The following is a 24970-nucleotide window of genomic DNA, read 5'->3' on the forward strand; positions in this document are numbered from 1 at the left end:
CCGCGGCCGCGCAGTGGACGGTGGGCCGGCTCGAGCAGCGGGCCCTCGCCCTGCTGCTCGACCTGGATGCCGACGCCGTCGGCCGGCGCAAGCAGCAGGCGCGGCGGCGCGCCGACGTGCGGGTCGACCCTCGCCGCTGGAGGGCATGGCCACGCTGGCCGCCGAGCTGCCCGCCGAGGTGGCCGCCGCCTGCCACGCGCTGGTCGACTCACTCGCCCGGATGCTCAAGGCCGACGGCGACCCCCGGCCGATCGGCGAGCTGCGCTGCGCGGTGGTCGCCGACCTGATCCAGCGGCCCTGGCAGACCGGCCCGGCGGTGACCGCGCAGCTGACCATCATCGCCGGCCTCGCCGCGCTGGCCGGCGACCGCGAGGAGGCCGGGGAGGTCAACGGGCTGCCCATCACCGCCGCCCACCTGCGCGAGCTGCTGCGCGAGTTGGACGCGCTCGGGGTGCGGGCGCCCGAGGGCGGGTCGGTGACGGTGGCGCTCCCCGACGCCGACGGCACGCTGCGGGCCACCGGCACGCTGGACCGGCTGCGCCGGCTGGCACGCACAGGCTGCGACCGGCACCCCGACGGCGCCGACGAGCCGGACTGCGGATGCCCGGTGCTGGATCGGCCCGACCCGGTCGACCGCTACACCCGCACGCCCGCGCAGCAGGCGTTCGTGCGCACCCGCGACCGCGCCTGCCGGTTCCTCACCTGCGGCCAGCGGGTCGGCTGGGCCGACGCCGACCACGTCCTCCCGCACGCCGACGGCGGGGTCACCGACTGCGCCAACCTGTGCTGCCTGTGCCGGAGCCACCACCGGCTCAAGACCTTCGCCCGCGGCTGGCGCTTCCACCTGCACCCCGACGGGACCCTGACGGTCACCACACCCTCCGGCATCACAAGAACGACCCGCCCACCCGGGGTGCGACCACCCCCGGCAGCACCCGACCCACCACCGGACGACACCAGGCCACTCCCGCCATCCGCCGACCCGGCCGACGACCCGCCGCCGTTCTGACGGGCTGGGCACACTCCGCGACCGGGCGCGACCGTCCGCTCAGGCCCGGACGGCGGGGCGGACCTGGGCGAGCACGAACGCGGCGACGACGTCGTGCACGGTCTCCCGGTCGTGCTCGTTGAGGACGTCGTGCAGGTCGCCGGGGAACGTGCGCAGCGTGGCCCGGGGCAACCGCGCGACCAGCGCGCGCGAGTGCTCGACCGGCACCATCGGGTCCGACTCGCCGTGCAGGAACAGCGTCGGGATCGACGGCCGCCCCTCGGCGACCCCCGCCTCCACCGCGGGCCAGGCCGCCTCGATCGCCACCATCGTCTGCCGGGGGACGGGCCCGCGGTGCACCAGCGGGTCGTGCAGCAGCCGGTCCAGGTACTCGGGGTGGGTGCTGAACATCCGGCTGGGGTCGGGGTCCTCGACGTCCTCGGCCTCCGCGGCCATCAGGGCCTCGACCCAGGGCAGGCACTGGGCCGGCGGCGCGGAGACCACCAGGGCCTGCGCCAGGTCCGGGGACCGCTGGGCCAGCAGCAGGGCGGCCACCCCGCCGCCGGAGTGCCCCATCAGCACCAGCGGGCGGCCGGGGTGCTCGGCCTGGGCGATGCCGGCCAGGGTCCGGGCGTCGTCGACGTAGTCGTCCCACGAGGTCATGAGGTCGCGCTCGCCGTCGCTGCGGCCGTGGCCGATGGCGTCCAGGGCGTGCACGGCGATGCCGTCGGCGGCCAGCCGTCGGCCGAGGGGCTCGTACAGGCCCACGTGCTCGCCGAAGCCGCCGTGGCAGAAGACGACGACGGCGCGCACCTCGCCGTCGGGGAGCCACGCGGTGTGGTGGATGCGGCCGCGGGAGCCGTCGAAGAAGGGCATCGCGCCCCTCCCTCCAGGTCGGGTGGACGTGACCCCCGCGGCCGCGCATCCTCCTCGCCGCCGGCCCGCCGCAGCGCGGCTCCGCGCACCGCTGGGCTGCGACCCCGGCGCAGCGTCACCGGCCGGCGTCCGATCGCCTACGCAGCGCGGTCGCAGCTCGGCGGCTCCCCGGTTCGGGTCCTCGCGCGCCGGGCAGGACAGCGGCCATGGCCCACACCGCAGCGCAGGACCGCTACGACTCCATGACCTACCGCCGCACCGGCCGCAGCGGCCTGGACCTCCCCGCGATCAGCCTCGGGCTGTGGCACAACTTCGGCGACGACGTCCCGCTGGAGCGGCAGCGCGCGGTGCTGCGGAGGGCCTTCGACCTGGGCATCACCCACGTCGACCTGGCCAACAACTACGGACCGCCCTACGGCAGCGCCGAGACCAACTTCGGCCGGCACCTGCGCGACGACCTCCACCCCTACCGCGACGAGCTGGTGCTCTCCACCAAGGCCGGCTACGACATGTGGCCCGGCCCCTACGGGCAGGGCGGCGGCTCGCGGAAGTACCTGCTCGCCAGCCTCGACCAGTCGCTGCGCCGGATGGGTGTCGAGTACGTGGACGTCTTCTACTCCCACCGGCCCGACCCCTCGACGCCGCTGGAGGAGACGATGGGCGCGCTCGACACCGCCGTCCGGTCGGGCAAGGCGCTCTACGCCGGCATCTCGTCGTACTCGCCGCAGGACACCGCGCGGGCCGCGGCTGTCCTCGACGACCTGGGCACGCCGCTGCTCATCCACCAGCCCAGCTACTCGATGCTCAACCGCTGGATCGAGACCGAGGGCCTGCTCGACACCCTCGCCGAGGTCGGCGTCGGCTGCATCGCGTTCTCACCGCTGGCCCAGGGGATGCTCACCGACAAGTACCTGTCCGGCATCCCCGAGGGCTCGCGCGCCAGCCAGGGCAAGTCGCTGTCGACCGACCTGCTCACCGAGGAGGCGCTGGGCCGCATCCGGGAGCTGGACGGCATGGCGCGGGAGCGCGGGCAGTCCCTCGCCCAGATGGCGCTGGCCTGGGCGCTGCGCGACCCGCGGGTGACCAGCGTGCTCATCGGCGCCAGCAGCGTCGCCCAGCTCGAGCAGAACGTCGCCGCCCTCGACCGCCTCGACTTCTCCGCCGACGAGCTCGCCCGCATCGACCGGCACGCCGTCGACACCGGCGTCGACCTGTGGGAGGGCCCTCGCACCGCCTGAGCCCGCAGCGCCTGAGCCCGCCCTGCCTGGGACCGGGGCGGTGTCGCGGGCACGGGCTCCGCGGGTCACACCGTCTCGGCGGCCGCCCGCACGGCGTCTCGCATGACCCCGAGCACCTCCTCCTGCTCGGGGGTCGTCGGGTGCCCGGCGGCGCGCACGATGCCATCGGTGTGCGCGATCAGGGGGATGTCCCGGTCGCCGTCGTCGGACACCCGGGCCATCGCCCAGCGGGCGAAGCGCCGGTTCGGGACCCGCTGGCCGTGGAGGAGCGTCACGAACTCGTGGCGCCGATCGCGCGCGATCGTGGCGTAGAGCGACCGTACGGTGGCCTCCTCGCCCTCGAGCACCTGGACGAACCAGTCGGCGTGGACCAGCAGTGCGCCGGTGACCCCGCGGCCCTTGTTGTCCCGGCGCGCCTGGCTGAACAGCCGGCCGAGCTCCTCCTTGCGCTCCTCGGCCGGGATCAGGTTGCGGCTGCGGTACATCAGGCGGAAGACGTCGCCGGATGCGGTGTCACGCGCGGCATCTGTCATGGCGTCCCCTCGGTTCGACGGAGTCCTCCACCGTCATCCTGTGAGGGGCGAGCGGGCCGGCTGTCTCGATGTGAGACGCCCGCCCGGCCGGAGAGATCAGCGCCGGCGACGGCGGGCGAACAGCACCACCGCCACGAGGACGAGCGCCGCGACCGGCGCGGCCGGCCCGCCGCTGAGCAGCGTGCCCGCCGGGTGCAGCCGCGCGTGCCGCGTGCCGAGCAGCGCCGAGCCCGCCGCCGAGTCGACGTCGGCGCCCAGGCTGAGCACCCGGCCGCCGGGACCGTCGAGCCGCGCGGTCAGCCCCCGGCCGGCCAGGGTGTCGGCCACCCGGGCGAGTTCCGCCCGGCCGGGCGGGCCCTGCGTGGCCGCCCCGCCCGCCACCCGCACCGCGGAGAACAGCCGCCGGACGTCGGGGGAGGCGGCGGTGATCTCCGACCCGGACGCCCGCACCCGCAGCGGGACGCCGTCGACCTCGAGGGACAGGTCGGCGGAGACCTCGAGCGCCGGGTCGCCCTCCGGGGTCATCCCCGGCTGGCGTTCTCGGCGGTGGTGATGCGCAGCGTGCCGTTGAGCTTCCAGGTGGCGCGCGGGGAGTCCGGGCCGGTCTCGCGCGGCACCTCGACGGTCATGTCGACGAACTCGTAGTTGATCGCCGCGCCCTTGCCGGTGAGGTAGGACCACATCTCCTTGCCGAGGTCGGCGAAGCTCGTCGACTCGTGCGACTTGATGTCGCGCGGGCCGGTGGCGGCGTCGCGGGTGGTCGTGTCGGGAACGGTCATCGCAGGTCTCCCTCGTCTCGGCGGTGTGCGACTCGGCGGCGCACTACCCGTGTCCCCGCGGCCACACACGACCCCCGGCGGACGGCTCCGTTCCCCAGAGACCGGCCGCGACGTCGCGCAGCGCGGCCGCGGTCGGCGGCGCGCTCGCCGGCCACACCGTGCTCGACCCGCTGCGTCCGCACCGCCTGCCGACGCTGGTGCTCACCGCCTTCCTCGACCGGTGCGAGCAGGGCTGAGCGGCTCTAGCGTGCGCGGCGTGGACCCCCGGGTGGTGGCGTGGCGGCGCAGCGACGAGGAGCAGGGGCACAGCCTGGCCCGGGTCGAGCGGCGCGGGGACGGCTGGCTGGTCCACGGCACCGAGGTGCTGGCCGGGCCGACGCTGCTCGTTCCGGGTCGAGGTCGACGGCGCCTGGGCGACCCGGGCGGTCGAGGTGACCGCGGTGTCCGCCGCCGGGGAGCGGCGGCTGGCGCTCACGGCCGACGGCGACCGACGCTGGTGGCGCGACGGTGCCCGCGCACCGGAGCTCGACGGCTGCGTCGACGTGGACGTCGCCGCGACCCCGCTGACCAACACCTTCCCGATCCGGCGGCTCGCGGCGCTGGAGGTCGGCCGGCAGGTGACCTCGCCGGTGGCGTGGGTCGACGTCCCGGCGCTCGGCGTGACCCGCGTCGACCAGACCTACCGCCGGCTGGGACCGCGGCGGTGGGAGTACGCGGACGCCGCGCACGGCGCCTTCGAGCTCACCGTCGACGACGACGGCCTCGTCGTCGACTACACCGGCTTCGCCACCCGCGTCGCCGGCTGACGGCATCCTCACGCGCCGACGAGGACCACCCGGTTGCCCTCGGGGTCGCCCAGCCGCAGGACGCGACTGCCCCCGCCGGGCTGCGGGCCGTCGTGCGTGATCCCGGCGGCCGTCAGGTCGCCCGCGACGGCGTCGAGGTCGGCGACCTCGAGCACCACCGTCGACCGGCCGCTGCGCCCGGGCTCCCGCCACACCTGGACGCCGCCGGAGTCGGTGAGGTGCCACTCGAGCAGGCCGTCCATGGGGCGGCTGTCGGGGGCGCGGCCGAACAGCGTGGCGTACCAGCGCTCGGCGCGGTCGAGGTCGGCGACGGTGGCCTGGGCCAGGACGCGGGTGGCCTGCACCGGGATCTCCTCGCGGTCGGGCCGCGGCGGCACCGCGGCGCGTCGGTCGGTCCCCAGGGCAGACCGCCCGGCGACCGGGGACTCATCGGTGTCGTCGAGGACCGCCGCGCGGCCGGCGGCGGACCGGGGTAGGGAAGGGGTATGCAGCTCCAGGACGCCGTCACCGTCGTCACCGGGGCCGGCAGCGGCATCGGCGCCGCGCTGGCCCGCCGCTTCGCCGCCGAGGGCGCGGCCGCCGTCGTGGTCAGCGACCGCGACGGCGCGGCCGCGGAGCGCGTCGCCGGGGAGATCGGCGGGACGGCCGACACCACCGACGTCAGCGACGAGGCCGCCGTCACGGCGCTGGTCGAGCGGACGCTGGCCGAGCACGGCCGCATCGACCTGTTCTGCTCCAACGCCGGCGTCTTCGCCGGCGGCGGGCTCGAGGTCGCCACCGAGGACTGGCAGCGGGTGTTCGCCGTCAACGTCCTCGCCCACGTCTACGCCGCCCGCGCGGTGCTGCCCTCGATGCTCGAGCGCGGCTCGGGGTACCTGCTCAACGTGGCCTCCTCGGCGGGGCTGCTCACCACGCCGGGCGACGCCCCGTACACGGTCACCAAGCACGGCGCGGTCGCGCTGGCCGAGTGGCTGGCGGTGACCTACGGCGACCGGGGCATCGGCGTCAGCGTGGTCTGCCCGCTCGGCGTGGCGACCCCGCTGCTGCTCGACCCGCTGGAGCAGGGCAACCCGTCGGCGTCGGTCGTGGCCGCCTCGGGGGAGGTCATCGCACCCGAGGACGTCGCGCGGTCGGTGGTCGAGGCGCTGGCCGAGGAGCGGTTCCTGGTCCTGCCGCACCCCGAGGTGGGCACCTACTGGGCGCAGAAGGCCGCCGACCCGGAGCGGTGGCTGGCCGGCGTGCGGAAGCTGGTGCGACGCACGGTCAGCTGACCGCGCGCACCCGCTCGGCGACGAGGTCGGCGACGGCGTCCGGGCGGGTGGCGAGCGGGCTGTGCCCGCAGGGCCACGCCACGGTGCGGGTGGCGCGGGCGGCCATGGCGCGCTGCCGCTCCGGGTGGACGACCTCGTCGGCGGTGCAGACGACGTAGGTCGACGGCACGGTCCGCCACGCGACCGCCTCCGGGACCCCGCGGAACACCGCCCGGCCCACCGGGCGCAGCCGGGCGGCGCACGCCGCCGCGGTGTCCGGGTCGGCGTCCCCGTACAGCAGCCGCGGGCCGAGCGCGGGGTCGAGGCCGACCTCGTCCCCGGACACGACCATCGCCTCGCCGAGCCGGGTGTCGGGCAGGCCGCCGAACCGGGTCCGGCTCACCGACTCGCCGTCGTCGAGGGCGAACGCCGCCAGGTAGACCAGCTCCCGCACCAGCGGGTGGGCCCCGGCGGCGGTGACCACCGCGCCGCCGTAGGAGTGCCCGACCAGGACGGCGGGGCGGCCGGCGGCGTCCAGCGCGTCGCGCACGGCCGCGGTGTCGGCCGGCAGGTCGGTGAGCGGCAGCTCCACGGCCACGCTGTCGACGCCGCGGTCGGCCAGCGCCGCGCGGACGGCGTCCCAGCACCAGGCGCCGTGCCAGAGGCCGTGCACCAGCACGGCGAGGGGAGTGCTCATCCCGTCCAGCATGGCGGGTGCTCCCCGGCCCCGGTCACCCGCCGGTGGCGCGCCTACCGCGCCCGGCGGCCAGCCGGCCCTCCGGGTCGAGCCGCTCGAGCAGCGCGCCGGCGATCTCGGCGAGCTGGCCGACCTGCTCCGGGGTGAGCGCGTCGACGACGTGCTCGCGGACGGTGGCCACGTGACCGGGCGCCGTGGCGCGGACCGTCGCCCAGCCCTCGTCGGTCAGGCGCGCGTTGGTGGCGCGGCCGTCGGAGGGGCACGGCGCCCGTTCGACCAGCCCGCGGTCCTCGAGCCGGCGCACGACGTGGGACAGCCGGGGCAGCGTGGCGTTGGTGCGGGTGGCCAGCTCGGTCATGCGCAGGGTCCGCCGCGGGGCCTCCGACAGCATCGCGAGCACGTGGTAGTCGAAGTGGGTCAGCCCGGCGTCGCGGCGCAGCTGGCCGTCGAGGACGCCCGGCAGCAGCTCGACGACGGCGACCAGGCGCACCCACGCCGTCATCTCCGCCTCGCTCAGCCACCGGGGTTCCACGACGACATCGTCCCACCCGGTCACTTGTAGGTTCAACTTCCTGAGGCTAGGGTCCTCACTTGTAGATACAAGTGATCGGAGGTCGCGATGACCCTCTCCCTCGACGCCGACGTGGTGTCCCCGGCGCCCGCGGCCACCGTGCGCACCCGCGTGACGGTGCCGCTGCGCTTCGCCGACGGGTACGCCACGACGGCGGAGGTGCTGACCTTCGACGGGCTCGCCGACGGCCGCGAGCACCTGCTGCTCGGGCTGGGCGACTGGCGCGCCGCGCTCGCCGGGTCGGCCGCCGGGGGAGCGGCGCCGCTCGTCCGCCCGCACAGCGAGTGCCTCACCGGCGACGTCTTCGGCTCGGAGCGCTGCGACTGCGGCCCGCAGCTGCGCGAGGCCGCCGAGCGGATCACCGAGGCGGGCGGGTTCCTGCTCTACCTGCGCCAGGAGGGCCGCGGCATCGGCCTGTACGCCAAGCTCGACGCCTACGCGCTGCAGGACGCCGGCCTCGACACCTACGAGGCCAACCGGGCGCTGGGCCGCGGCGAGGACGAGCGCGACTACACCGCCGCCGCGCAGATGCTGCGGGCCGTGGGCGCCGACCGCGTCCGGCTGCTGTCGAACAACCCCGACAAGGCCGCCGCGCTCGAGCTGCTCGGCGTCGCGGTGACCGAGCGGGTGCCCACCGGCGTCCACCTGTCCGCGGCCAACGCCCGCTACCTCGCCGTCAAGCGGGACCACACCGCGCACACCCTCGACCTGCCGCTGGCGGGCTGACCCGCGCACCCGGCCGCGCGAGTGGTCACCTGACGTGGTCGTCGCAGGGGGGTGACCACGTCAGGTGACCACTCGACGCCCGTTGGCTGCGGCCGGCCCTCAGTTGACGACGTGCAGCTGGTCGATCCAGACGACCTCCCAGACGTTGCCGTCCGGGTCGGCGAAGCTGCCCGTGTAGCGGGCGTCCTCCTCGCGCGCCTCCGGCCCGGGGCGGCCACCGGCGGCCGCCGCCCGGGCGACCAGGTCGTCGACCTCCGCGCGGCTGGCCGCGGTCACGGCGTGCACCACCGTCGGGGCCTGCGCCGGGTCGCCCGGGTCGCCGGGCAGCAGCCGGGCGAACCGGTCGCGGGTCTGCAGCGAGACCACGACGTCGTCGGCGAGGACCACCGACGCCTCGCCGTCGTCCGAGGAGGTCTCCTCGATGCGGAAGCCCAGCGCCTCGTAGAACGCCCGCGCCGCCGGGAGGTCCCGGACCGGCAGCTTGACGAACAGCATGCTCACGACGACCGCCGCCCGCGGGCCAGCTCGGCGAAGGTGTCGGCCACCCAGTCGGCGACGAAGGTGCTCACGTACGGCAGGTGGTCCAGGCCGATGTGCTCGGTGGCGCCCTCCTCGGGGGTGAACACCCGCAGCTCCCGCTTGGGGGAGTTGACCGCCTGGTCGTGGGAGCGGTGCGCCATCTCCAGCGGGATCTGCCGGTCGTTGGCGCCGTGCGCGACCAGGAACGGCACGGTGATGTTCTCGGCGACGCCCTCGAGGTTCACCGCGTCGGCGAACTCGATGAACTCGTCGAGGTCGGTGTGGCCCCACACCCACAGCACGTGCTCCCAGTAGTGCGGCACCGGCCGCTCGCCCTCGCGCTGCCGCCGGCGCCGCTGCACCGCGCCCCAGTCGTGGTTGGCCCCCCACGCCACGCAGAGGGCGAACCGCTTCTCGAACGCCGCGGCGCGCGGGGCGTAGTAACCGCCCAGCGACCAGCCCACGATCCCGATCCGGGAGGCGTCGACGCCGTCGCGGGTCTCCAGCCAGTCGACGGCGGCCGCGCCCCACGCCTCTGTGTCGACCCGCGCGGTGAGCCCCTGCAGCCGCAGCGCCTCCCCGGTGCCGGGCTGGTCGAGCATCAGGCAGGAGATGCCGCGGGCGGCCAGCTCCTCCCAGTGGTTCGAGGCGTACATGTGCTCCTTGGTCGAGTCCAGCCCGTTGACCAGCACGACCACCGGCACCGGGCCGTCGTCGGCGGCCGGCGCGGCGGAGAAGTAGGCCGGCAGCGTCGTCCCCTCGTAGGGGACCGCCACCCGGGAGACGCGCGGGCTGTGCGTCTCGAAGGCCTTCTGCGCGATCTCGAGCATCCGCCGGTAGGTCGGCACCCGGTTCGGGTCGGAGTGGGCCAGCATCCGCTCGGCCTGGGCGAGGTAGTTCGACGCCCGGAACCACAGCTGCCCGGCGGTGCGGGTGTGCCCGGCCTTCTCCGCCGCCTCGGCCTGCTCGACGAGCTGGTCGGTCAGCGCGGTCCAGGCGCGCAGGAAGTCCGGCGTGCCGGCGTCCTCGCCGGCGTCCGCGGCGTCCTTGATCGGCCGGCAGGCGCGGTCGACCTCGTCGATGAGCCCGCCGGAGTTCAGCGTGGCGACCACGCTGAGGTTCCAGGTGTAGGGGCCGGTGGGGAAGTACTCGAACACTGCGGGGTCCTCTCAGGCGGTACGGACGGCGTCGCTGATCGACTTCACGCCGCCGTGCGCGGTCATCCCGCCGTCGACGGGGATCTCGGCGCCGGTGACGAAGGAGGCGCCGTCGCCGAGGAGGAAGGCGACCAGGGGCGCCACCTCGTCGACGGTGCCGGTGCGGCCGAGCGGGGTCTCGGCGACGTTGGCGGCGCGGAACGCCGGGGCCGCCGAGGCGGTCATCGGCGTCTCGACGTAGCCGGGGTGGATCGTGTTGACCCGGATGCCGCGCGGGCCGAGCTCCAGGCAGGCGGCCTTCGCCAGCCCGCGCAGCGCCCACTTCGACGCGGTGTAGGCGACCGGGAAGTGCCCGGTCAGCGCGGCCACCGAGCCGACGACGACGATCGACCCGCCGCCGGTCATCAGCGGGGTGAGCGCCTGGATGCCCAGCAGGGTGCCGGTGACGTTGACCTCGGTGACGCGCGCGAGGTCGGCGGGGTCGAGGTCGGCCAGCCGCGCCCGCCAGGTGATACCGGCGTTGGCGACCAGCCCGTGCACGCGGCCGTGCTCGGCGCGCAGGTCCTCGGCCAGCGACGCCCAGCCGGCGGCGTCGGTGACGTCGAGCCGCCGGTAGGCGGCGCCGCCGAGGTCCTCGGCGGACCGCTCCTGCACGTCGGTGGCCACGACGACGGCCCCCTCGGCGGCCAGCAGCCGGGCCTCCGCCGCGCCCTGGCCCTGGGCCGCGCCGGTCACCACGACCACCCGCCCCGCGAGGCTCATGCCGGGCGCTCGCGGGTCCGCGGCCGCGGTCGGGCCGCGCGCACCGGTGGCAGGTCGACCCCGGCGACGACCCGGTTGCGGATGGTCCCGATGCCCTCGACGGTCATCTCCACGACGTCGCCGGGCCGCAGCGGGGGAGGGGCCGCCGCGCCGTGCCGTCCCCACAGCTCGGCGAGGCACCCGCCGTTGCCGCAGGTGCCCGAGCCGAGGACGTCGCCGGCGCGGACCCAGGTGCCGCGCGACGCGTAGGCGACGAGCTCCTCGAACGGCCAGCCCATGTTGGACAGCAGGTCCTGGCCGATCTCGACGTCGTTCACCGACACCCGCATGTCCAGCGCCAGGAAGCCGTCGGCGTCGCGGTAGGGCTCGAGCTCGTCGGCGGTGACCAGCCACGGACCGAGCGTGGTGGCCGAGTCCTTGCCCTTGGCCGGGCCGAGGTTGACCCGCATCTCGCGGGCCTGCAGGTCGCGGGCGGACCAGTCGTTGAGGACCGTGTAGCCGAACACGTGGTCGCGGGCCTGCTCCGGGGTGAGGGAGGCGCCGTCCTCCCCGACGACGACGGCGACCTCCAGCTCGAAGTCGAACCGCTGCGAGCCGGGGGGCACCGCGACGTCGTCGTACGCGCCGACGAGCGCGTAGGGGTTGGTGAAGTAGAACGTCGGCGCCTGGTACCACTCCTCGACCACGCCGGCCTGCCCGTCGATGGCCTTGCGCACGCCCTCGACGTGCTCCTCGAACGCGACGAAGTCGCGCACCGTCGGGGCCTGCAGCGGGGGCAGCAGCCGCACCTCCCACACCGGGACCGCCGGCGCCGACAGCGCCGCCAGCCCCGCGTCGAGGGCCGCGGGCAGCCCGGCGCGCACGAGGTCCAGGACGGTGACGTCCGGCGGCAGCGCGTGCAGCCCGTGCTCGCCGACGACGCCGGCGCTGACGACGCCGCCGTCCTCCCAGGTGGCGAACCGCATCAGACCGGGGGAGCGACGAACAGCCCCTTGTCGGGGTCGTTGAACGACTTCTTCGCGACGAACTCGTTCATCTGGTTCGCGGTGCCCCACTGGTCGCTGACCTCGGGCTGGGTGAAGTCGTAGACGTGCGGGTGCCAGGTGTCCTCGTCGATCGTCTCGAGCTCGGTCGTGTACTCGACGGTGTTGCCGTGCGGGTCGAGGAAGTAGCTGAAGGTGTTGTTGCCGGCCATGTGCCGGCCCGGGCCCCAGATCTTCTCGACGCCCTGGCGCAGCAGCCGGCCGGTGCCGCGCATGTACTCGTCGATGCCGCGCATCTCGAACGAGGCGTGGTGCAGCGCGGCGTGCGGGCCACGGGCGATCGCCATCGAGTGGTGCCACTCGTTGGTCCGCAGGAACCACATCATGTTCCCCATCCGGGGGTGCATGAGCGTGTCCGACAGCGAGAACGCCAGGTACCTCTCGTAGAAGGCGAGGGTGCCCTCGGGGTCGGCCGAGTTGACGACCACGTGCGACAGGCGCACCGGGATCGACTCGCCCTCCTCGATCCGGCGGTGCTGCCGCACGGCGACGTCGGAGCTGACCTCGATGGTGCGGCCCTCGTTGTCGAAGAACCGGAAGCCGTAGCCGCCGCCTGGGGTCTGCAGGTCGCGCGGCTCGTGGACCAGCCGCACGCCGTCGCGGGCCAGGGTGCCGGCGAGGGTGTCGACGTCGGCCCGGTCCTCCGCCCCGAAGGAGATGAGGTCGATCCGCTTGTCGGCGGCCTCGCGCAGCCGGACGACGTACTGCTCCGGGCTGCCCTCGGCGGCGAGGAAGGTCAGGCCCGAGTCGGTGTGCTCGGCCGTGAGGCCCCAGGTGTTCGTGAAGAAGTCCTGCTGCGTGCGCAGGTCGGGCACGGCGAGGTCGACGTGCCGCAGGTGGGTGATCAGGCGCTGGGTCATGCGTCTCTCCGGGAGGGGGGAGCCTTTGTCGCGACAAAGGCTGTTCAGGCGGGCTGGGCGACGAGCTGGGCGATGGAGCGCATGAGGCCCGGGATGTCGCCCTGGACGTGGTCGAGCTGCCACTGGGCGAGCTGGTTGGACGCGTCGACGACGGTCTTCGCGCGCTCGAAGCGGCGGGCGGTGAAGGCGTCCCACAGGTCCTGGTCGAGCGCGGACCGGGTGAGCAGCAGGTCGGTGAGCGCGTAGGCGTCCTCGAGCGCCTGCGCGCCGCCCTGGGCGATGGTGGGCGGGCAGGTGTGCGCGGCGTCGCCGACGAGCACCACCCGGCCGCGGTTCCACGGCGCGGGCAGCACGTGGGTCTCGAACCAGGTGTAGTTCACCCGGGACGGGTCGGTCAGCGTCTCGCGGACGTCGTCCCAGGGGCCGTGGTAGGCCGCGGCGAGCTCCCGCATCGTGGCCAGCTGCTCCTCGGGCGTCAGCGTCGAGCGGTCCTGGGCCGGCTCCACGATGTAGGCGTAGAGCGAGTCCTCGCCGGTGGGGCAGTAGCCGGCGATGAACGACGGCCCGCCGTAGTACAGGTCGGTGCGCGTGACGCTCGCCGGGCGCGGGCCGAACGCGCGCCAGATGCCCATGCCGACCGGCTTGGTCTCCAGCTCGATGCCCAGCGCCCGGCGGGTCCACGAGCGCAGCCCGTCCGCGCCGACGACGAGGTCGTATCGGCCGGTCGAGCCGTCGGCGAAGGTGACGTCGACGCCGGTCGCGTCCTGGCGCAGCTCGGTGTGCGTCGTCCCGAACCGGACCTTGACGCCGACCTCCGCGGCGCGGTCGGTCAGGATGCGGGCGAGCGCCGGACGCGACATCCCCATGACGGCGGGCAGGTCCGGGCCGCCGGTCCGGGCGTCGGGGATCTCCGCGACGACGGTGCCGGCGGGGTCGGGCGCCCGGATGCCGGTGACGTCGAAGGCGTACCCGGCGGCGGAGACCCGCTCCCAGACGCCCAGGGTGCGCAGCTCGCGCAGCGCGTTGCCCTGCAGCGTGATCCCCGACCCGAGGGCTCCCACCTCGGGCCGGATCTCGACCAGGTCGACGGCGACGCCGGCCTCGGCCAGGCGGATGGCGGTGGCGGCACCGGCGAGGCCGGCGCCGACCACCAGGACGTTGCTGACGGCGGGCATCTCTCGGCTCCTACTTGACGGCGATCGGGTTGACCGGGGCCCCCACGGCGCCGGTCACGGGCAGGGGGGCGGCGGTGAGGAAGAACTCCCACACGCCGTCGGCGGCGCAGTCGGCGGCGAGGGCATCGAGGTCCCACAGCTCGCCGAGGAACAGGCCGATGTGCGGGATGGCGACCTGGTGCAGCGGCTGGAAGGCGACGTCGAACTCGTTGGGCCGCACCTCGAAGCCCCAGGTGTCGGTGGCGACGCCGGCGATGTCGGTGGCGTGCAGCCAGTCGGCGGCGGTGAACGACAGGCCCGGCGCAGGACCGCCGGCGTAGTCGCCCCAGCCCTGCCCGGCGGCCACCGAGCGGCGGGCGCGGGTGAGCTGCCCGGTGCGCACGCACAGCAGGTCGCCCCGGCCCACGCGGGCGCTCCCGCCCTGGGCGGCGATGGTGGCCTCGAGGTGCTGCGGGGTGATGGCGAACCCGTCGGGCAGCTCGCCGTCCTCGCCGAGAGAGCGGCCGACGTCGAGCAGCACGCCCCGGCCGGCGATGCGGTCGGCGACGGTCTCGATGCCGGTGACGGCGTCGCCGAGGCTGGTGACGACGTCGCCCGCGCGGCGGCCGTTCCAGGCGGCGCCGTGGTCGAAGATGTGCCCGAGGCCGTCCCACTGGGTGGAGGCCTGCAGCGGCATCGCGATCACGTCGTCGGCGCCACCGATGCCGTGCGGGAAGCCCTGCACGCCGCGCTCGGCGTCGGTGCCGGTGTCGAGCATGGTGTGCACCGGGTTGGTGCGCCGCCGCCAGCCCTTCTGCGGGCCGTCGGCGTCGAAGCGCTGCGACAGCGAGAAGGCCGCCCCGCGGCGGACCAGCCGGGCTCCCTCGGCGCGCTTGGCGTCGTCGAGGAGGTTGAGGGTGCCCAGCACGTCGTCGGTGCCCCAGCGGCCCCAGTTGGAGCAGCGCTTGGCGGCCGCCGCGATGGCCCCCTCGGGGTCGGCGCGGTCGAGCTCTGCGGGGTCGAGCCAGGTGCGGTCGGGCACGGTCGCGTCCTCCTCGTCGTGACGCCGACCACGGTCGGTCACGGCGGGCGGTCCGGGAAGACGAGATGTCTGATGGGGGTCATAGACGGCGCCGATACCGTCGCCCCGTGAACCTCGCGAGCCTGGACCTCAACCTGCTCGTGGCCCTCGACGCGCTGCTCACCCAGCGCAGCGTCACCCGCGCCGCCGCGCAGATGGGGCTGTCCCAGCCGGCGCTGTCGGCGTCGCTGGCCCGGCTGCGCCGGCACTTCGGCGACGAGCTGCTCACCCGCGTGGGCAACGACTACCGGCTCACGCCGCTGGCGGTGCAGCTGCGCGAGCTGGTGCGGGTGGCGCTCGGCAACGTCGAGCGGGTGTTCACCGCCCAGCCCGGCTTCGACCCGGCGTCGTCGACCCGGGAGTTCTCGGTGTTCGTCAGCGACTACGTCGTCGTGGTGCTCGGCGACACCATCGCCGCGCTGCTCGCCGAGGAGGCCCCCCGCACCCGGCTGCGGCTGACCCCGCACTCGCCGGCGATCGTCGAGAACGCCGCCCAGGCGCTGCTCACCGCCGACCTGCTGCTGCTGCCGCACGGCTTCGTCAGCGACCTGCCCCACCGCGACCTCTACCGCGACGAGTGGGTGTGCGTGGTCGCCGCCGACAACCCCGTCGCCGAGCAGGGGCTGACCGTCGAGGACCTCGAGACGCTGCCGTGGGTGGCCACCTACCACGGCCAGACCGCCTCCACCCCGGCGGCGCGGCAGATGCGCCAGCTCGGCATCGAGCCCCGGGTCCAGGTGGTGATCGAGAGCTTCCTGACCGTGCCCGCGCTGGTCGCCGGCAGCGACCGGATCGCGCTGCTGCAGCGCCGGCTGGTCGACCTGCTGCCGCTGGGCTCGGGCATCCGCGCGCTGCCGCCGCCGTTCGAGGCCGGGCCGCTGGTCGAGGCGATGTGGTGGCACCCGGTCTACGACGACGACCCCGAGCACCGGTACCTGCGCGACGTCGTCTCGCGGGCCGCCGCGCAGGCGGTCTCACCCGGCGCCCGCGAGGGCATCGACCTGACTGATACCGCACCCCGGGAGAAGTGATCCCCGCTCCGGCCCCCGCGTCCTGACACGTCCCGGCCAGCGATGCCGGTCACCGAGACCGGTGCCCGTCCCCCGGAGCGGCCCGGCCGCGCGCAGGCCCTGGTCCTGCTGTTCTCCAGCTGCCTGTCCGTGCCGGGGGCGGTGCTGCTGGCGCCGGTCCTGCCCCGCATCCAGGACGCCTTCGCCGGCACCCCGGGCGTGGAGACGCTCACCCCGGTGGTGCTCACCGCCCCGGCGTTGGTCATCGGCCTGACCGCGATGATCGCCGGCCGCATCGTGGACCGGGTCGGCCGCAAGCGGCTGCCGGTCGGCGTGCTGTCGCCTCCGCCCTCGCCGGCACCGCGCCGCTGTGGCTGGACCCGCTGCAGCTGATCGTGGCCGGCCGGGTCCTGGTCGGCCTCACCGAGGGGCACCGGTCGTCAGCGGCGCAGCCGCTCCCGCACCCCCAGCGCCGCGGTGATGCCGACCGCGGCCAGGCCGACGACGACCAGCCAGAACAACCCCTCCACCACCCAGCCGACGACGGTCACCGCGAGCCAGACGAGCAGCAGCAGTCCGAGCAGGCGCAGCAGCACGGGGACCTCCGGACGCCGGTGGGATGGTGGACCCAGCCTAGGCAGGAGGGACCCCGTGGAGGAGGGACCGGTGAGCGACCCGGTGGACGACCTGACGGCGTTGCTGACCGCGCTCCCGCCGCCGACCGCGGACCTCGTCCGCGCCGCCGACGCACTGGTGTGCGAGACCGACCCCGCCGTGGTCCGGGTGGTGTGGCCGCACCAGCGGACCGTCGGCTACGGCGTGGGACCGCGCAAGCAGTCGGAGCACTACGCCTACCTCGACGTGTACGACCGCCACCTCAACCTCGGCTTCAACCGCGGTGCGGCGCTCGCGGCGGCCGGTCTCGACGGCGGCCTGCTCGACGGGACCGGCGCGTCCTTCCGCAAGCTCGCCGTCCGCACCCTCGACGTCCTCGCCGACCCGCGGCTGCCCGTGCTGCTGCGCGCCGCCCGCGAGGAGCGGCTGCGGGCGCTCGGGCGGTAGCCCGCGGGTCAGCCGGTCAGCTCGGCGAGCAGCCCGCACACCCGGCGGTCGAGCTCGTCGCGCACCGGGCGCACGCCGGCGACGTCGGCCCCGGCCCGGTCGGCCACCGGCCAGTCGAGGTAGCGGGTGCCCGGCAGCAGCGGGCACCGCCGGGCGCCGCCGAGGCTGACGACGACGTCGGAGACGTGCACCGCGTCGGCGGTCAGCGGCTTGGGGAAGCGGGCGGAGAGGTCGACGCCGAGCTCGGCCATCGCCGCCACCGCGGCGGGGTCGACCCGGGCGGCCGGTGCGGACCCGGCTGAGAGCGCGCGGACCCTCCCGCCGGCCCGCCGGGCGAGCAGGGCGGCGGCCATCTGGGAGGTCGCCGCGTCGGAGGCGCCGACGAACAGGACCGTCGGGGGGCCGACCGGGTGCGGGGCCGCGCTGGGCTGGGCGGCGGGGGAGGGGACCACGGGGACTCCGGGGGTCGGGTGCCGACCGGCGGGTGCCGGCGCGTCGGGACGTCGTCCGGGGCGGGGGACGGCGCCGTCCTCCGGGCCCCACCGTGCCAGGGACGCCGCGCGGGCGCACCTCTCCCGCGCGCGGCGGTCGACCGCCCGTCCGCGGCCGTGGCAGGGTCGCGCCGTCGTCCGCCGACCCGCGAGGAGGGAGCGTGGACCTCGACGAGGTCGCCGACGAGCTCTACGGCCTGGCCCCCGGCGACTTCGTCGCCGCCCGCACCGAGGCCGCCCGCCGGGCCCGCGCGGCCGGTGACCGGGCCCTCGCCCAGCGGATAGCCGCCCTCGGCAAGCCCACCACGGCGGCCTGGGCCTGCAACGCGCTGGTGCGGGAGCAGCCCGACGAGATCGCCGGGCTGGTCGAGCTCGGGGGTCTGCTGCGCGAGGCGCAGCAGACCCTGGCCGGTGACCAGTTGCGCGCCCTGGGCACCCAGCGCTCGCGGCTGCTGGCCGCGCTCACCCGCCAGGCCCGGGCGGTGGCCGCCCGGCTCGGGCACCCGCTCAGCGACGCCGTCGCCGACGGGGTCGAGCAGACGCTGCGGGCCGCGCTCGCCGACCCCGAGGCGGGGGAGGCCCTGCTCGCCGGCCGGCTCACCGGCCCGCTCTCGCCCCGCGGCACCGGCCTCGGCACCCGGCCCGACCTGCGGGTCGTGCCGCCGCCGGCCACCGCCCGTCGGCCCGCGCGGCACGAGGCGGACGGGCGCGCCGCCGGGCGGCGGGAGGACGAGGAGGAGGCGCGGCAGCGCGACGAGGAGGCGCGACGGCGGGACGAGGCCGAGGCCCGGCGACGGCGGGCCGCGGAGGAGCGGCGGCAGCGCGAGATCGCCGAGGCCCGCGAGGACGCCGAGGCCGCGGCCGACGTCGCGGAGGAGGCCGCCCGCTCCGCCCGGACGGCGCGGGACCGGGCGGAGCGGGCGCGGCGCCGGGCGGCCGACCTCGCCGCCCGGGTGGCGGACCTGGCCGCGGAGCTGGCGCGGGTCCGCGAGGAGGCCGCGCAGGCCGAGACCGAGGCGGCGACGGCGTCGCGGCGGGCCGGTGCCGCCGACCGGGCGGCCGAGCGCGCAGCGGCCGAACGCGACCGCGCCGCCGCCCGGGTCACCGAGCTCGAGGACGCCCCGCCGGCCGGCTGACCCGTCGGCTCCCGGCCGGCGGGGTCAGGGCGTGACCGGGTCCGGAGGCGGGAGCGGGTCGGCCGGGACCTCCGCGGCGGGGTCCTCCTCCCGGGCCTCCTCGGCGGGCGCCTGCCCGGCGGGCTCGTCGGCAGGCGCCTCGGCGGCCGGCTCCTCGGCCGGCTCCTCGGCAGGTTCCTCGGCCGGCTCCGGGTCCGACGGAGGTGCCTCGGCGGGTGGCGCCTCGACGGGTGGCTGGTCGGCCGGTGGTGGACCGACCGGCGGGGGCTCCTCGGCGGGTGGCGGCTCGTCGGCCGGTGGTGGCCCGGCCGGGGGTGCGTCGTCCACCGGCGGGGGTTCGTCGGCCGGTGGCTCGGCCGGCGGCGCCTCGGCCGGTGGTGGCGGCTCGGCCGGCGGGGGTCCGGCCGGCGGTGCCTCGTCCACGGGTGCCTCCCCGGCCGTCCCGTCGTCCGCGGGCGGGCCGCCGGGCTCCTCGGGACCGCCCGGGGCGGGGGCCGGCGCGCCCCCGGTCGCCGGGTCGCTCGTTCCCGGCGGGTCGCCCGCGGGCGGTGACCCGCCGGTACCGGCCGACCCGCCGGCGGATGGAGACCCGGTGGCGTCGGGACCGGTGCCGGTCGTGCCCGCGGCCTGCGGGTCGGCGGACGGCGGGGCACTGCTCGACGAGGGCGTCGGCGCGAAGCCGCGGGCCTGCGCCGCCAGTTGCGGGGCGACCGGTCGGTCGGCGTCGCCGGCGGTGCCCGCGGGACGCGCCTCGACGGCGCCGGTCGCGTCGTCGACGAGGACGAGGACCGGCACGGGCGCCGGGCTGCGCTGCACGACGACGACCGTCTCCGGCGCCAGGCCGGGCCACGGGTCCCCCTCGTACTCCGGGCCGGGCCGGAGGGCGGGCGGCGCCAGCGGGTTGCCGCAGATGCAGCGGACCTGCGGGACGCCCGCGCCGTCGACGAGCACGGCGGTGCCGGCCTGCAGCACCGACTGGAACGGGATGGCCCGCCCGTGGGCGAGCCCGTGGTTGGTGACGGCGGTGTCGAAGCGCAGCACGACGGGGGTGAGCGCGGCCAGGTAGTCGCCGATCTCGGCGCGGGGGACGTCCTCGACGGCGGCGAACGCCGCGGCCGCATCGGGGTGGGCGTCGAGGTACTCGGCCATCGCCGCGGGGTCGCAGACCTCCGCCCCGGAGCCGCCGTAGAGGCCGGGCCGGTTCCCCGCGACGGTGCTGCCCGCCGCGGTGGCCGGGGCAGCGGCACCCGATGCGGGGCCGCCGGCGCCCGAGGTGGTGCCGGCGGTCCCCCCGGCGGGGCCGTCGCCGTCCGGCTGCGGTGTGCCGGCGGAGTCCGGTGCCGGTTCGCCGTCCGGCTGCGAGCTGCCGGCGGAGCCCGGTGCCGGTTCGCCGTCCGGCTGGGAGGGGCCCGGGCTGCCCGGTCCCGGGGTGCCGTCCTGTTGCGCCGGGTCGGCCGTGCCCGGCGGCTGCGGGACGAACGGGTCGTCCCCGGGGTCGTCGGCCGGCTCGGCGACGACCGGGGTCGACGCCGCCGCGTCGGAGCTGTCGGAGGCCAGCCGGACCGCGGCCACGCCCCCCGCGGCGCTCACGGCGACCGCTCCGGCGGCGAGCACGGCGATCAGGCCCCGCCGGTGCCCGGCCCGCGGTGCCGGCGGCGGGACGCGGTGCCGTGCCCGGCGGGCACCGGCCGGGCCGGTGGCGGCGCCGCGCGCACCCCCCGCCGCGGCACCGCCGGCAGCCGGCGGTGCGACGGCCTTCACCGGCACCGTGTCCGGGGCCGGGACGAGCGCCGCCCGGGCGGCCTGCGCCAGCTCCCCGGCGGTCCCGTACCGCCGGTCGGGGTCCTTGGCCATGCCGTGCGCCACGACGTCGTCCAGCGCGGGCGGGAGCGACTCGACCGCGTCGGAGGGGCGCGGCGGCTCCCGGTGCAGGTGGGCCGCGTACAGCTCCTGCGGGTCGGCGGCGTCGAAGGGCGGCCGGCCGGTGAGCACCTCGTACAGGAGGCAGGCCAGTGCGTAGACGTCGACCCGGTGGTCGGCGAGCCGGGCGGTCAGGCGCTCGGGGGGCACGTACCGGGGGACCTCGACCGGCCCGACGCCGTCGGCCGTCGTGTCCTGGCCGGTGCCCGCGACGGGGGCGCCGGCGACACCGAAGCCGCTGAGGTGGCAGACCGGGCGGGTGCTCGGGCCCGACAGCAGCACCTCGGACGGCCGGACGTCGCGGTGCACCAGACCGCGGGCGTGGGCGGCGTCGAGGGCGCTCGCCAGCTGGCTCACGGTCACGACGGCGCGGGATGCCGGCAGGGGCCCGTCGGCGGCGAGCGCCGCGGCCAGGGTCCGGCCGTCGACCAGCTCGGTGTCCACGTAGAGCCGGCCGTCGATCTCGCCGAACTCGTGCACCCGGACGACGTGCGGCTCGTCCACCCGTGCGGCGCGCTCGCAGTCGCGGAGGAAGCGGACGCGGAACCGCGGGTCCCGGGTGAGTTCTGGCCGCAGGATGCGGAGGGCGACGGTCCGGTGCCGGCGGGTGTCCCAGGCACGGTGGACCTCGCCGGAACGGCCGTGGCCCAGCAGCTCGTCGAGCTCGTAGGGGCCGAAGGTCTGGAGCGGCAGGAGCATCTCCCGGTGGTGCACGGGCTGACGGGGGCTGCGTCAGTCCACCGAGTGTGGGCCGCGACCGGGCGGTGTGCCACGGTCCCGCGGAACGCGCGCGCGTGCGCAGCGGACGGTCGCCGTGGCACTGCGCACGGTGACCAGTCACCCGGCGGGGACCGCGGTCGGCCCCCAGCATGGGGACATGACGGAGTCAGCGGGCCGCGTCGCGGTCGTCACGGGGTCGGAGTCGGGCATCGGGAAGGCGGTGGCCGTCGCGCTCGCCGAGCAGGGCTGCGACGTCGGGATCACCTGGTACCGCGACGAGGCCGACGCCCTGGACACCGCCGAGGAGGTGCGCTCGCGCGGCCGGCGGGCGGAGGTCCGCCACGTCGACCTCACCCGGCTGCCCGAGGCCGCCGGCGTCGTCGACGAGCTCGCCGACGCGCTGGGCGGCATCGACGTCCTGGTCAACGACGCCGGCACCGGGCACTCGACGCTGCTCCTGGAGACCGACTACGCGACCTGGCGCGAGGTGCTGGCCACCGACCTCGACGCGGCGTTCCTGTGCCTGCAGCGCGCCGCGCGCCGCATGGTCGCCGCCGGCCGGGGCGGGCGGGTCGTCAACGTCACCAGCGTCCACGAGCACCAGCCGCGGGTGGGCGCGGCCGCCTACTGCGCGGCCAAGGGCGGGCTGGGACTGCTCACCCGGGTCGCCGCGATCGAGCTGGCCGAGCACGGCATCACGGTCAACGCCGTCGCTCCCGGGGAGATCGCCACCCCGATGACCGGCCAGGAGGACGAGGACCCGACCGCGCCCGGCCACGAGCGGCCCGGCGTCCCGGTCGGCCGCCCGGGCGACGCGCACGAGGTCGCCGCCGTCGTCGCGTTCCTCGCCTCCCCGGCGGCCTCCTACGTCACGGGGGCGTCCTACACCGTCGACGGCGGCATGCTGCAGATGGGGCCGATGGCCGGCTCGCACCTGACCTCCGGCGACTGGCGCCGTCCCTAGCTACACCTGGCCCGCGAGCAGCTCGAGCAGCCGTGCCCGGTCCGGGCCGGGAAAGCCCGACGGCGGCCGGTGCTCGGCCGCGGCGACCCGCTCCTGCACCTCCGGCCGGGCGAGCACCTCCGCCAGCGGCGCCATGCAGAGCCGGTACTCGAGCATCGCGCGGAAGAGGCCGGCGTCCTGCGCGGCGGGCCGGTGCAGGTGCTCGGCGACGACGGAGCGCAGCAGCGCCGCGTGCAGGAGGCCGACCGACAGTCCCCGTCCAGCCGAGGGGTTGGTGCAGGCCCAGGCGTCGCCGACGGCGGCGAACCCGGTGATCACCGGACGGCCGTCGACGACGAAGCGGCGCGTGCAGTCGCGGCTCGCCGGAACGCGACCGGGCGCGCCGGGAGGCGGGCCGTGGCGCGTCGGTACGCAGTGCCGGGCGGTCGTGACCGCCCGGACGCCGTCAGTCGACGGGCGTCCGGCTCTCGCGGGAGCGGGTGGCCTTCTGCCGGTAGAGCGCGGCGTCGGCGCGGGCGAGGACCTCGGGGAGCACCTCGCCGGGGCGGGCGGTCGCCGTCCCGGCCGACCAGGCACCCGTCGACGCGGCGCGCAGCCGCCGCAGCAGGTCGGCCGTGGCTGCGGCGTCGCTGCCGGGCAGGCACAGGGCGAACTCGTCCCCGCCGACCCGGCCCAGCAGGTCCGACCGGCGCAGTTCACCGCGCCACCCGACGGCCAGCGAGCGCAGCAGCGCGTCGCCGGCGGCGTGGCCCCTGGTGTCGTTGACGGCCTTGAACCCGTCGAGGTCGAGCAGCGCGACGGTGACCGGCTCGCCGGCCCGCTCGGCCGCGGCGAGCAGCCGGACGGCGCCGTCCTCCCAGGCGCGGCGGTTGGCCAGCCCGGTCAGCGGGTCGGTGCAGGCCGCCCGGCGCAGCGCACCGGTCTGGCGGGCCTGGGCCTCGGTGAGCACGACGGCGGTGACGACCGCGGCGATCCACGGGGAGAGGAAGCCCGACGGGGCCGCGGCGAGCGCGCCGCTGCTGACGACGGCGACCCCGCCGGCGAGGTGGGCCCGGGCGTGCTCGGGAGGCAGCACGTGCCCGGCGAGCACGCCGAGGGCCACCAGTGCCGGTCCCAGGCCGACGAGGCCCACGGCGGTCGCCGACTGCCAGGCCACCAGGGCGGTGAGCAGGGACAGCAGCGCGAGTCCCGCGTGGACGGCGGCCATCGGCAGCCGGTCGCGGCCGAGCCAGAACGCCGCGGACAGCCCTCCGCCGGAGACGGCGAGCACGGCGAGCAGCGCCACCGGCGTGCGCGTGTTCATCGGCCACAGCGCGCCGACCGCGCACAGCGCGGCACCGCAGCCGTACAGCAGTGCGAGCAGGCCCAGTCCGCTCCTGCGGTCCCCGTACACCGGCGTCCCCCTCCGTCGCGGGGGCCATCGTCACCCACCGGGGCGTTCCTGAGCAGGGGGAACGGCACGGCACCCCGGAGGAGGGGTCAGCCGGTGAGCTCGGTCGGGACGGCGATGACGTCGACCATCGCCCCGCGCCGGTACACCGTCACCGGCAGCGGCCGGCCGACCGCCTCGGCGAACAACAGTCGCTGCAGGCTCTGCGCCTCGGCCACCGGCGCCCGGCCGGCCTCCAGGACGAGGTCGCCGGGCCGCAGCCCCGCCCGGTCGGCCGGCGACCCCGCGACGACGTCGACCACCCGCAGCCCGCGGCGGCGGCCGGTGCGCTCGGCGAGCGGGGCCGGCAGGGGAGCGGGGCTGCTGACCAGGCCGAGGTAGGCCCGCCGGACGCGGCCGTCGCGCACCAGCGTCGACATGATCCGGCGGGTGGTGTCGTTGACCGGGACGGCCAGCCCCAGCCCCCACCCGGCGACGGCGGTGTTGATGCCCACCACCCGGCTGGCGGAGTCGGCCAGCGCGCCGCCGGAGTTGCCGGGGTTGAGCGCGGCGTCGGTCTGGATGACGTCCTCGACCACCCGCGCGGTGCGTCCGTCGCGGGTCGGCAGCGAGCGCCCCAGACCGCTGACGACGCCGGCGGTGACCGACCCGGCCAGGCCCAGCGGGTTGCCGACGGCGACGACGAGCTGGCCGACCCGCAGCTGCGCGGCGTCGCCGAGGACCGCCGGGTCGGGGGCGGTGTCGGTGGCGCGGACGACGGCGAGGTCGGAGAGCGGGTCGGTGCCCACGACCTCGACCGGCGTCTCGCTGCCGTCGCCGAACACCGCCCGGCCCGCGCGGGCGCGGCCCACGACGTGCGCGTTGGTGAGCAGCAGGCCGTCGCCGGGGACGACGACCGCCGAGCCCGCGCCCGGCCGCCCGTCGGGGCCGGTGACCTGCAGCGCGGCGACGTGCGGCGTGAGGTCGGCGGCCACCGCGGTGACCACCTGCGAGTAGGCGTCGAGCGCGGCGTCGGTGTCCGGTCGCGTCACGGCGCACCTCCTGGGTCTGATTACACCGTTGCACCGTCCAGTGGACGCCTGCCGGGCCGGTCACGGCCACCCCTCCGGCTACGCCGTGAGCGATCAGGTGCTCTCGCGCGCGGGGGGGGGGGGGGGGGGGGGGGGGGGGGGGGGGGGGGGGGGGGGGGGGGGGGGGGGGGGGGGGGGGGGGGGGGGGGGGGGGGGGGGGGGGGGGG

At 76.8% G+C, this 24970-nt stretch carries 30 protein-coding genes and 1 pseudogene; 11 read left to right on the forward strand and 20 right to left on the reverse strand.

The features are described from left to right. Window positions 1-145: 145 nt before the first annotated feature. Window positions 146-1009: an HNH endonuclease gene (locus ACI78U_RS14245; protein WP_456875981.1), complete on the forward strand. Its 864-nt coding sequence runs from the start codon at window positions 146-148 to the stop codon at window positions 1007-1009. Window positions 1010-1048: 39 nt separating this feature from the next. Here ACI78U_RS14245 and ACI78U_RS14250 read toward each other — a convergent pair whose 3' ends face one another. Continuing rightward, the gene (locus ACI78U_RS14250) at window positions 1049-1864 is read right to left on the reverse strand and encodes an alpha/beta hydrolase (RefSeq protein ID WP_456875982.1); all 816 of its coding nucleotides are present in this window, start codon (window positions 1862-1864) and stop codon (window positions 1049-1051) included. A gap of 206 nt (window positions 1865-2070) precedes the next feature. On the opposite strand from ACI78U_RS14250, the gene mgrA reads away from it, so the two are divergent. Then, entirely contained in the window at window positions 2071-3102 is a 1032-nt protein-coding gene (gene mgrA, locus ACI78U_RS14255) for an L-glyceraldehyde 3-phosphate reductase (RefSeq protein WP_456875983.1), read from the forward strand. A 65-nt stretch (window positions 3103-3167) separates the two neighbouring features. Here mgrA and ACI78U_RS14260 read toward each other — a convergent pair whose 3' ends face one another. The 3 genes from ACI78U_RS14260 to ACI78U_RS14270 all read right to left on the reverse strand — a co-directional run bounded on the left by ACI78U_RS14260 (window position 3168) and on the right by ACI78U_RS14270 (window position 4414). After that, window positions 3168-3635 (reverse strand): BLUF domain-containing protein, encoded by a 468-nt coding sequence (locus ACI78U_RS14260; protein ID WP_456875984.1) that lies wholly within the window; start codon window positions 3633-3635, stop codon window positions 3168-3170. Between the two features lie 96 nt (window positions 3636-3731). Next, window positions 3732-4160, reverse strand: coding sequence for a hypothetical protein (locus tag ACI78U_RS14265; protein WP_456875985.1), 429 nt, complete (start codon window positions 4158-4160; stop codon window positions 3732-3734). Beyond that, complete coding sequence (locus tag ACI78U_RS14270; RefSeq protein ID WP_456875986.1) at window positions 4157-4414, reverse strand: hypothetical protein; 258 nt, start codon at window positions 4412-4414, stop codon at window positions 4157-4159. The genes ACI78U_RS14265 and ACI78U_RS14270 overlap by 4 nt, the downstream gene beginning before the upstream one ends. Before the next feature lie 23 nt (window positions 4415-4437). Between ACI78U_RS14270 and ACI78U_RS14275 the strand changes: the two genes are divergently transcribed. Both ACI78U_RS14275 and ACI78U_RS14280 read left to right on the forward strand, forming a co-directional pair. Beyond that, on the forward strand, window positions 4438-4650 hold the full coding sequence (locus ACI78U_RS14275; protein WP_456875987.1) for a hypothetical protein: 213 nt from the start codon (window positions 4438-4440) through the stop codon (window positions 4648-4650). A 129-nt stretch (window positions 4651-4779) separates the two neighbouring features. After that, a pseudogene (locus tag ACI78U_RS14280) lies at window positions 4780-5220 on the forward strand (putative glycolipid-binding domain-containing protein); the annotation flags it as partial. A gap of 8 nt (window positions 5221-5228) precedes the next feature. On the opposite strand, the gene ACI78U_RS14285 reads toward ACI78U_RS14280, so the two are convergent. After that, window positions 5229-5564: a VOC family protein gene (locus ACI78U_RS14285; RefSeq protein ID WP_456875988.1), complete on the reverse strand. Its 336-nt coding sequence runs from the start codon at window positions 5562-5564 to the stop codon at window positions 5229-5231. Window positions 5565-5705: 141 nt separating this feature from the next. Here ACI78U_RS14285 and ACI78U_RS14290 point away from each other — a divergent pair, with 141 nt between their 5' ends. Continuing rightward, window positions 5706-6491, forward strand: coding sequence for an SDR family oxidoreductase (locus ACI78U_RS14290; protein ID WP_456875989.1), 786 nt, complete (start codon window positions 5706-5708; stop codon window positions 6489-6491). Here the strand turns inward: ACI78U_RS14290 and ACI78U_RS14295 are convergent. Continuing rightward, window positions 6484-7167 carry an alpha/beta fold hydrolase gene (locus tag ACI78U_RS14295; RefSeq protein ID WP_456875990.1) on the reverse strand — a complete coding sequence of 228 codons (684 nt, stop codon included), beginning with the start codon at window positions 7165-7167 and terminating at the stop codon, window positions 6484-6486. The two genes, ACI78U_RS14290 and ACI78U_RS14295, sit on opposite strands and share 8 nt — an antisense overlap. A gap of 34 nt (window positions 7168-7201) precedes the next feature. Beyond that, on the reverse strand, window positions 7202-7699 hold the full coding sequence (locus ACI78U_RS14300) for a MarR family winged helix-turn-helix transcriptional regulator (RefSeq protein WP_456875991.1): 498 nt from the start codon (window positions 7697-7699) through the stop codon (window positions 7202-7204). Window positions 7700-7786: 87 nt separating this feature from the next. On the opposite strand from ACI78U_RS14300, the gene ACI78U_RS14305 reads away from it, so the two are divergent. Beyond that, window positions 7787-8464 (forward strand): GTP cyclohydrolase II, encoded by a 678-nt coding sequence (locus tag ACI78U_RS14305; RefSeq protein ID WP_456875992.1) that lies wholly within the window; start codon window positions 7787-7789, stop codon window positions 8462-8464. A gap of 99 nt (window positions 8465-8563) precedes the next feature. Here the strand turns inward: ACI78U_RS14305 and ACI78U_RS14310 are convergent, their stop codons facing one another. From ACI78U_RS14310 to ACI78U_RS14340, 7 genes are read right to left on the reverse strand one after another with little or no spacing between them, the layout of a single operon-like run. After that, window positions 8564-8959 (reverse strand): VOC family protein, encoded by a 396-nt coding sequence (locus ACI78U_RS14310; protein WP_456876010.1) that lies wholly within the window; start codon window positions 8957-8959, stop codon window positions 8564-8566. Between the two features lie 2 nt (window positions 8960-8961). Continuing rightward, window positions 8962-10140 carry an alpha/beta hydrolase family protein gene (locus tag ACI78U_RS14315; RefSeq protein ID WP_456875993.1) on the reverse strand — a complete coding sequence of 393 codons (1179 nt, stop codon included), beginning with the start codon at window positions 10138-10140 and terminating at the stop codon, window positions 8962-8964. Window positions 10141-10152: 12 nt separating this feature from the next. Beyond that, window positions 10153-10902, reverse strand: coding sequence for an SDR family NAD(P)-dependent oxidoreductase (locus ACI78U_RS14320; RefSeq protein ID WP_456875994.1), 750 nt, complete (start codon window positions 10900-10902; stop codon window positions 10153-10155). After that, window positions 10899-11867, reverse strand: a complete 969-nt coding sequence (locus ACI78U_RS14325) for a fumarylacetoacetate hydrolase family protein (protein ID WP_456875995.1) — start codon at window positions 11865-11867, stop codon at window positions 10899-10901. Before ACI78U_RS14325 ends, ACI78U_RS14320 begins: the two co-directional genes overlap by 4 nt. Further along, window positions 11867-12805, reverse strand: a complete 939-nt coding sequence (locus ACI78U_RS14330; protein ID WP_456875996.1) for a VOC family protein — start codon at window positions 12803-12805, stop codon at window positions 11867-11869. Before ACI78U_RS14330 ends, ACI78U_RS14325 begins: the two co-directional genes overlap by 1 nt. 44 nt (window positions 12806-12849) lie before the next feature. Continuing rightward, window positions 12850-13980 carry an FAD-dependent oxidoreductase gene (locus tag ACI78U_RS14335; RefSeq protein WP_456875997.1) on the reverse strand — a complete coding sequence of 377 codons (1131 nt, stop codon included), beginning with the start codon at window positions 13978-13980 and terminating at the stop codon, window positions 12850-12852. 10 nt (window positions 13981-13990) lie between these two features. Further along, window positions 13991-15001 carry a cyclase family protein gene (locus tag ACI78U_RS14340; RefSeq protein ID WP_456875998.1) on the reverse strand — a complete coding sequence of 337 codons (1011 nt, stop codon included), beginning with the start codon at window positions 14999-15001 and terminating at the stop codon, window positions 13991-13993. Window positions 15002-15108: 107 nt separating this feature from the next. On the opposite strand from ACI78U_RS14340, the gene ACI78U_RS14345 reads away from it, so the two are divergent. After that, a complete protein-coding gene (locus ACI78U_RS14345; protein ID WP_456875999.1) occupies window positions 15109-16071 on the forward strand; it encodes a LysR family transcriptional regulator in 963 nt (320 codons plus the stop codon). 42 nt (window positions 16072-16113) lie between these two features. Continuing rightward, window positions 16114-16443, forward strand: coding sequence for a hypothetical protein (locus ACI78U_RS14350; protein ID WP_456876000.1), 330 nt, complete (start codon window positions 16114-16116; stop codon window positions 16441-16443). Between the two features lie 47 nt (window positions 16444-16490). Here ACI78U_RS14350 and ACI78U_RS14355 read toward each other — a convergent pair whose 3' ends face one another. After that, entirely contained in the window at window positions 16491-16646 is a 156-nt protein-coding gene (locus tag ACI78U_RS14355; RefSeq protein ID WP_456876001.1) for a hypothetical protein, read from the reverse strand. Window positions 16647-16716: 70 nt separating this feature from the next. Between ACI78U_RS14355 and ACI78U_RS14360 the strand changes: the two genes are divergently transcribed. After that, the gene (locus tag ACI78U_RS14360; protein WP_456876002.1) at window positions 16717-17112 is read left to right on the forward strand and encodes a hypothetical protein; all 396 of its coding nucleotides are present in this window, start codon (window positions 16717-16719) and stop codon (window positions 17110-17112) included. 8 nt (window positions 17113-17120) lie between these two features. Here ACI78U_RS14360 and ACI78U_RS14365 read toward each other — a convergent pair whose 3' ends face one another. Then, window positions 17121-17564 (reverse strand): arsenate reductase/protein-tyrosine-phosphatase family protein, encoded by a 444-nt coding sequence (locus ACI78U_RS14365; RefSeq protein WP_456876003.1) that lies wholly within the window; start codon window positions 17562-17564, stop codon window positions 17121-17123. Between the two features lie 200 nt (window positions 17565-17764). On the opposite strand from ACI78U_RS14365, the gene ACI78U_RS14370 reads away from it, so the two are divergent. Next, window positions 17765-18739 (forward strand): hypothetical protein, encoded by a 975-nt coding sequence (locus tag ACI78U_RS14370; protein WP_456876004.1) that lies wholly within the window; start codon window positions 17765-17767, stop codon window positions 18737-18739. Window positions 18740-18763: 24 nt separating this feature from the next. On the opposite strand, the gene ACI78U_RS14375 is transcribed toward ACI78U_RS14370, so the two are convergent. Next, window positions 18764-21358, reverse strand: coding sequence for a DUF6777 domain-containing protein (locus tag ACI78U_RS14375; protein ID WP_456876005.1), 2595 nt, complete (start codon window positions 21356-21358; stop codon window positions 18764-18766). A gap of 178 nt (window positions 21359-21536) precedes the next feature. On the opposite strand from ACI78U_RS14375, the gene ACI78U_RS14380 reads away from it, so the two are divergent. Continuing rightward, on the forward strand, window positions 21537-22343 hold the full coding sequence (locus ACI78U_RS14380; RefSeq protein WP_456876006.1) for an SDR family oxidoreductase: 807 nt from the start codon (window positions 21537-21539) through the stop codon (window positions 22341-22343). On the opposite strand, the gene ACI78U_RS14385 is transcribed toward ACI78U_RS14380, so the two are convergent. From ACI78U_RS14385 to ACI78U_RS14395, 3 genes are all read right to left on the reverse strand, one after another. Next, complete coding sequence (locus ACI78U_RS14385; protein ID WP_456876007.1) at window positions 22344-22661, reverse strand: hypothetical protein; 318 nt, start codon at window positions 22659-22661, stop codon at window positions 22344-22346. It lies immediately after the preceding gene. 127 nt (window positions 22662-22788) lie between these two features. Beyond that, complete coding sequence (locus ACI78U_RS14390) at window positions 22789-23736, reverse strand: GGDEF domain-containing protein (RefSeq protein WP_456876008.1); 948 nt, start codon at window positions 23734-23736, stop codon at window positions 22789-22791. An 86-nt stretch (window positions 23737-23822) separates the two neighbouring features. Further along, window positions 23823-24764, reverse strand: coding sequence for a S1C family serine protease (locus ACI78U_RS14395; RefSeq protein ID WP_456876009.1), 942 nt, complete (start codon window positions 24762-24764; stop codon window positions 23823-23825). Window positions 24765-24970: the final 206 nt, after the last annotated feature.

It is taken from the genome of Geodermatophilus sp. SYSU D00710, from assembly GCF_054050195.1.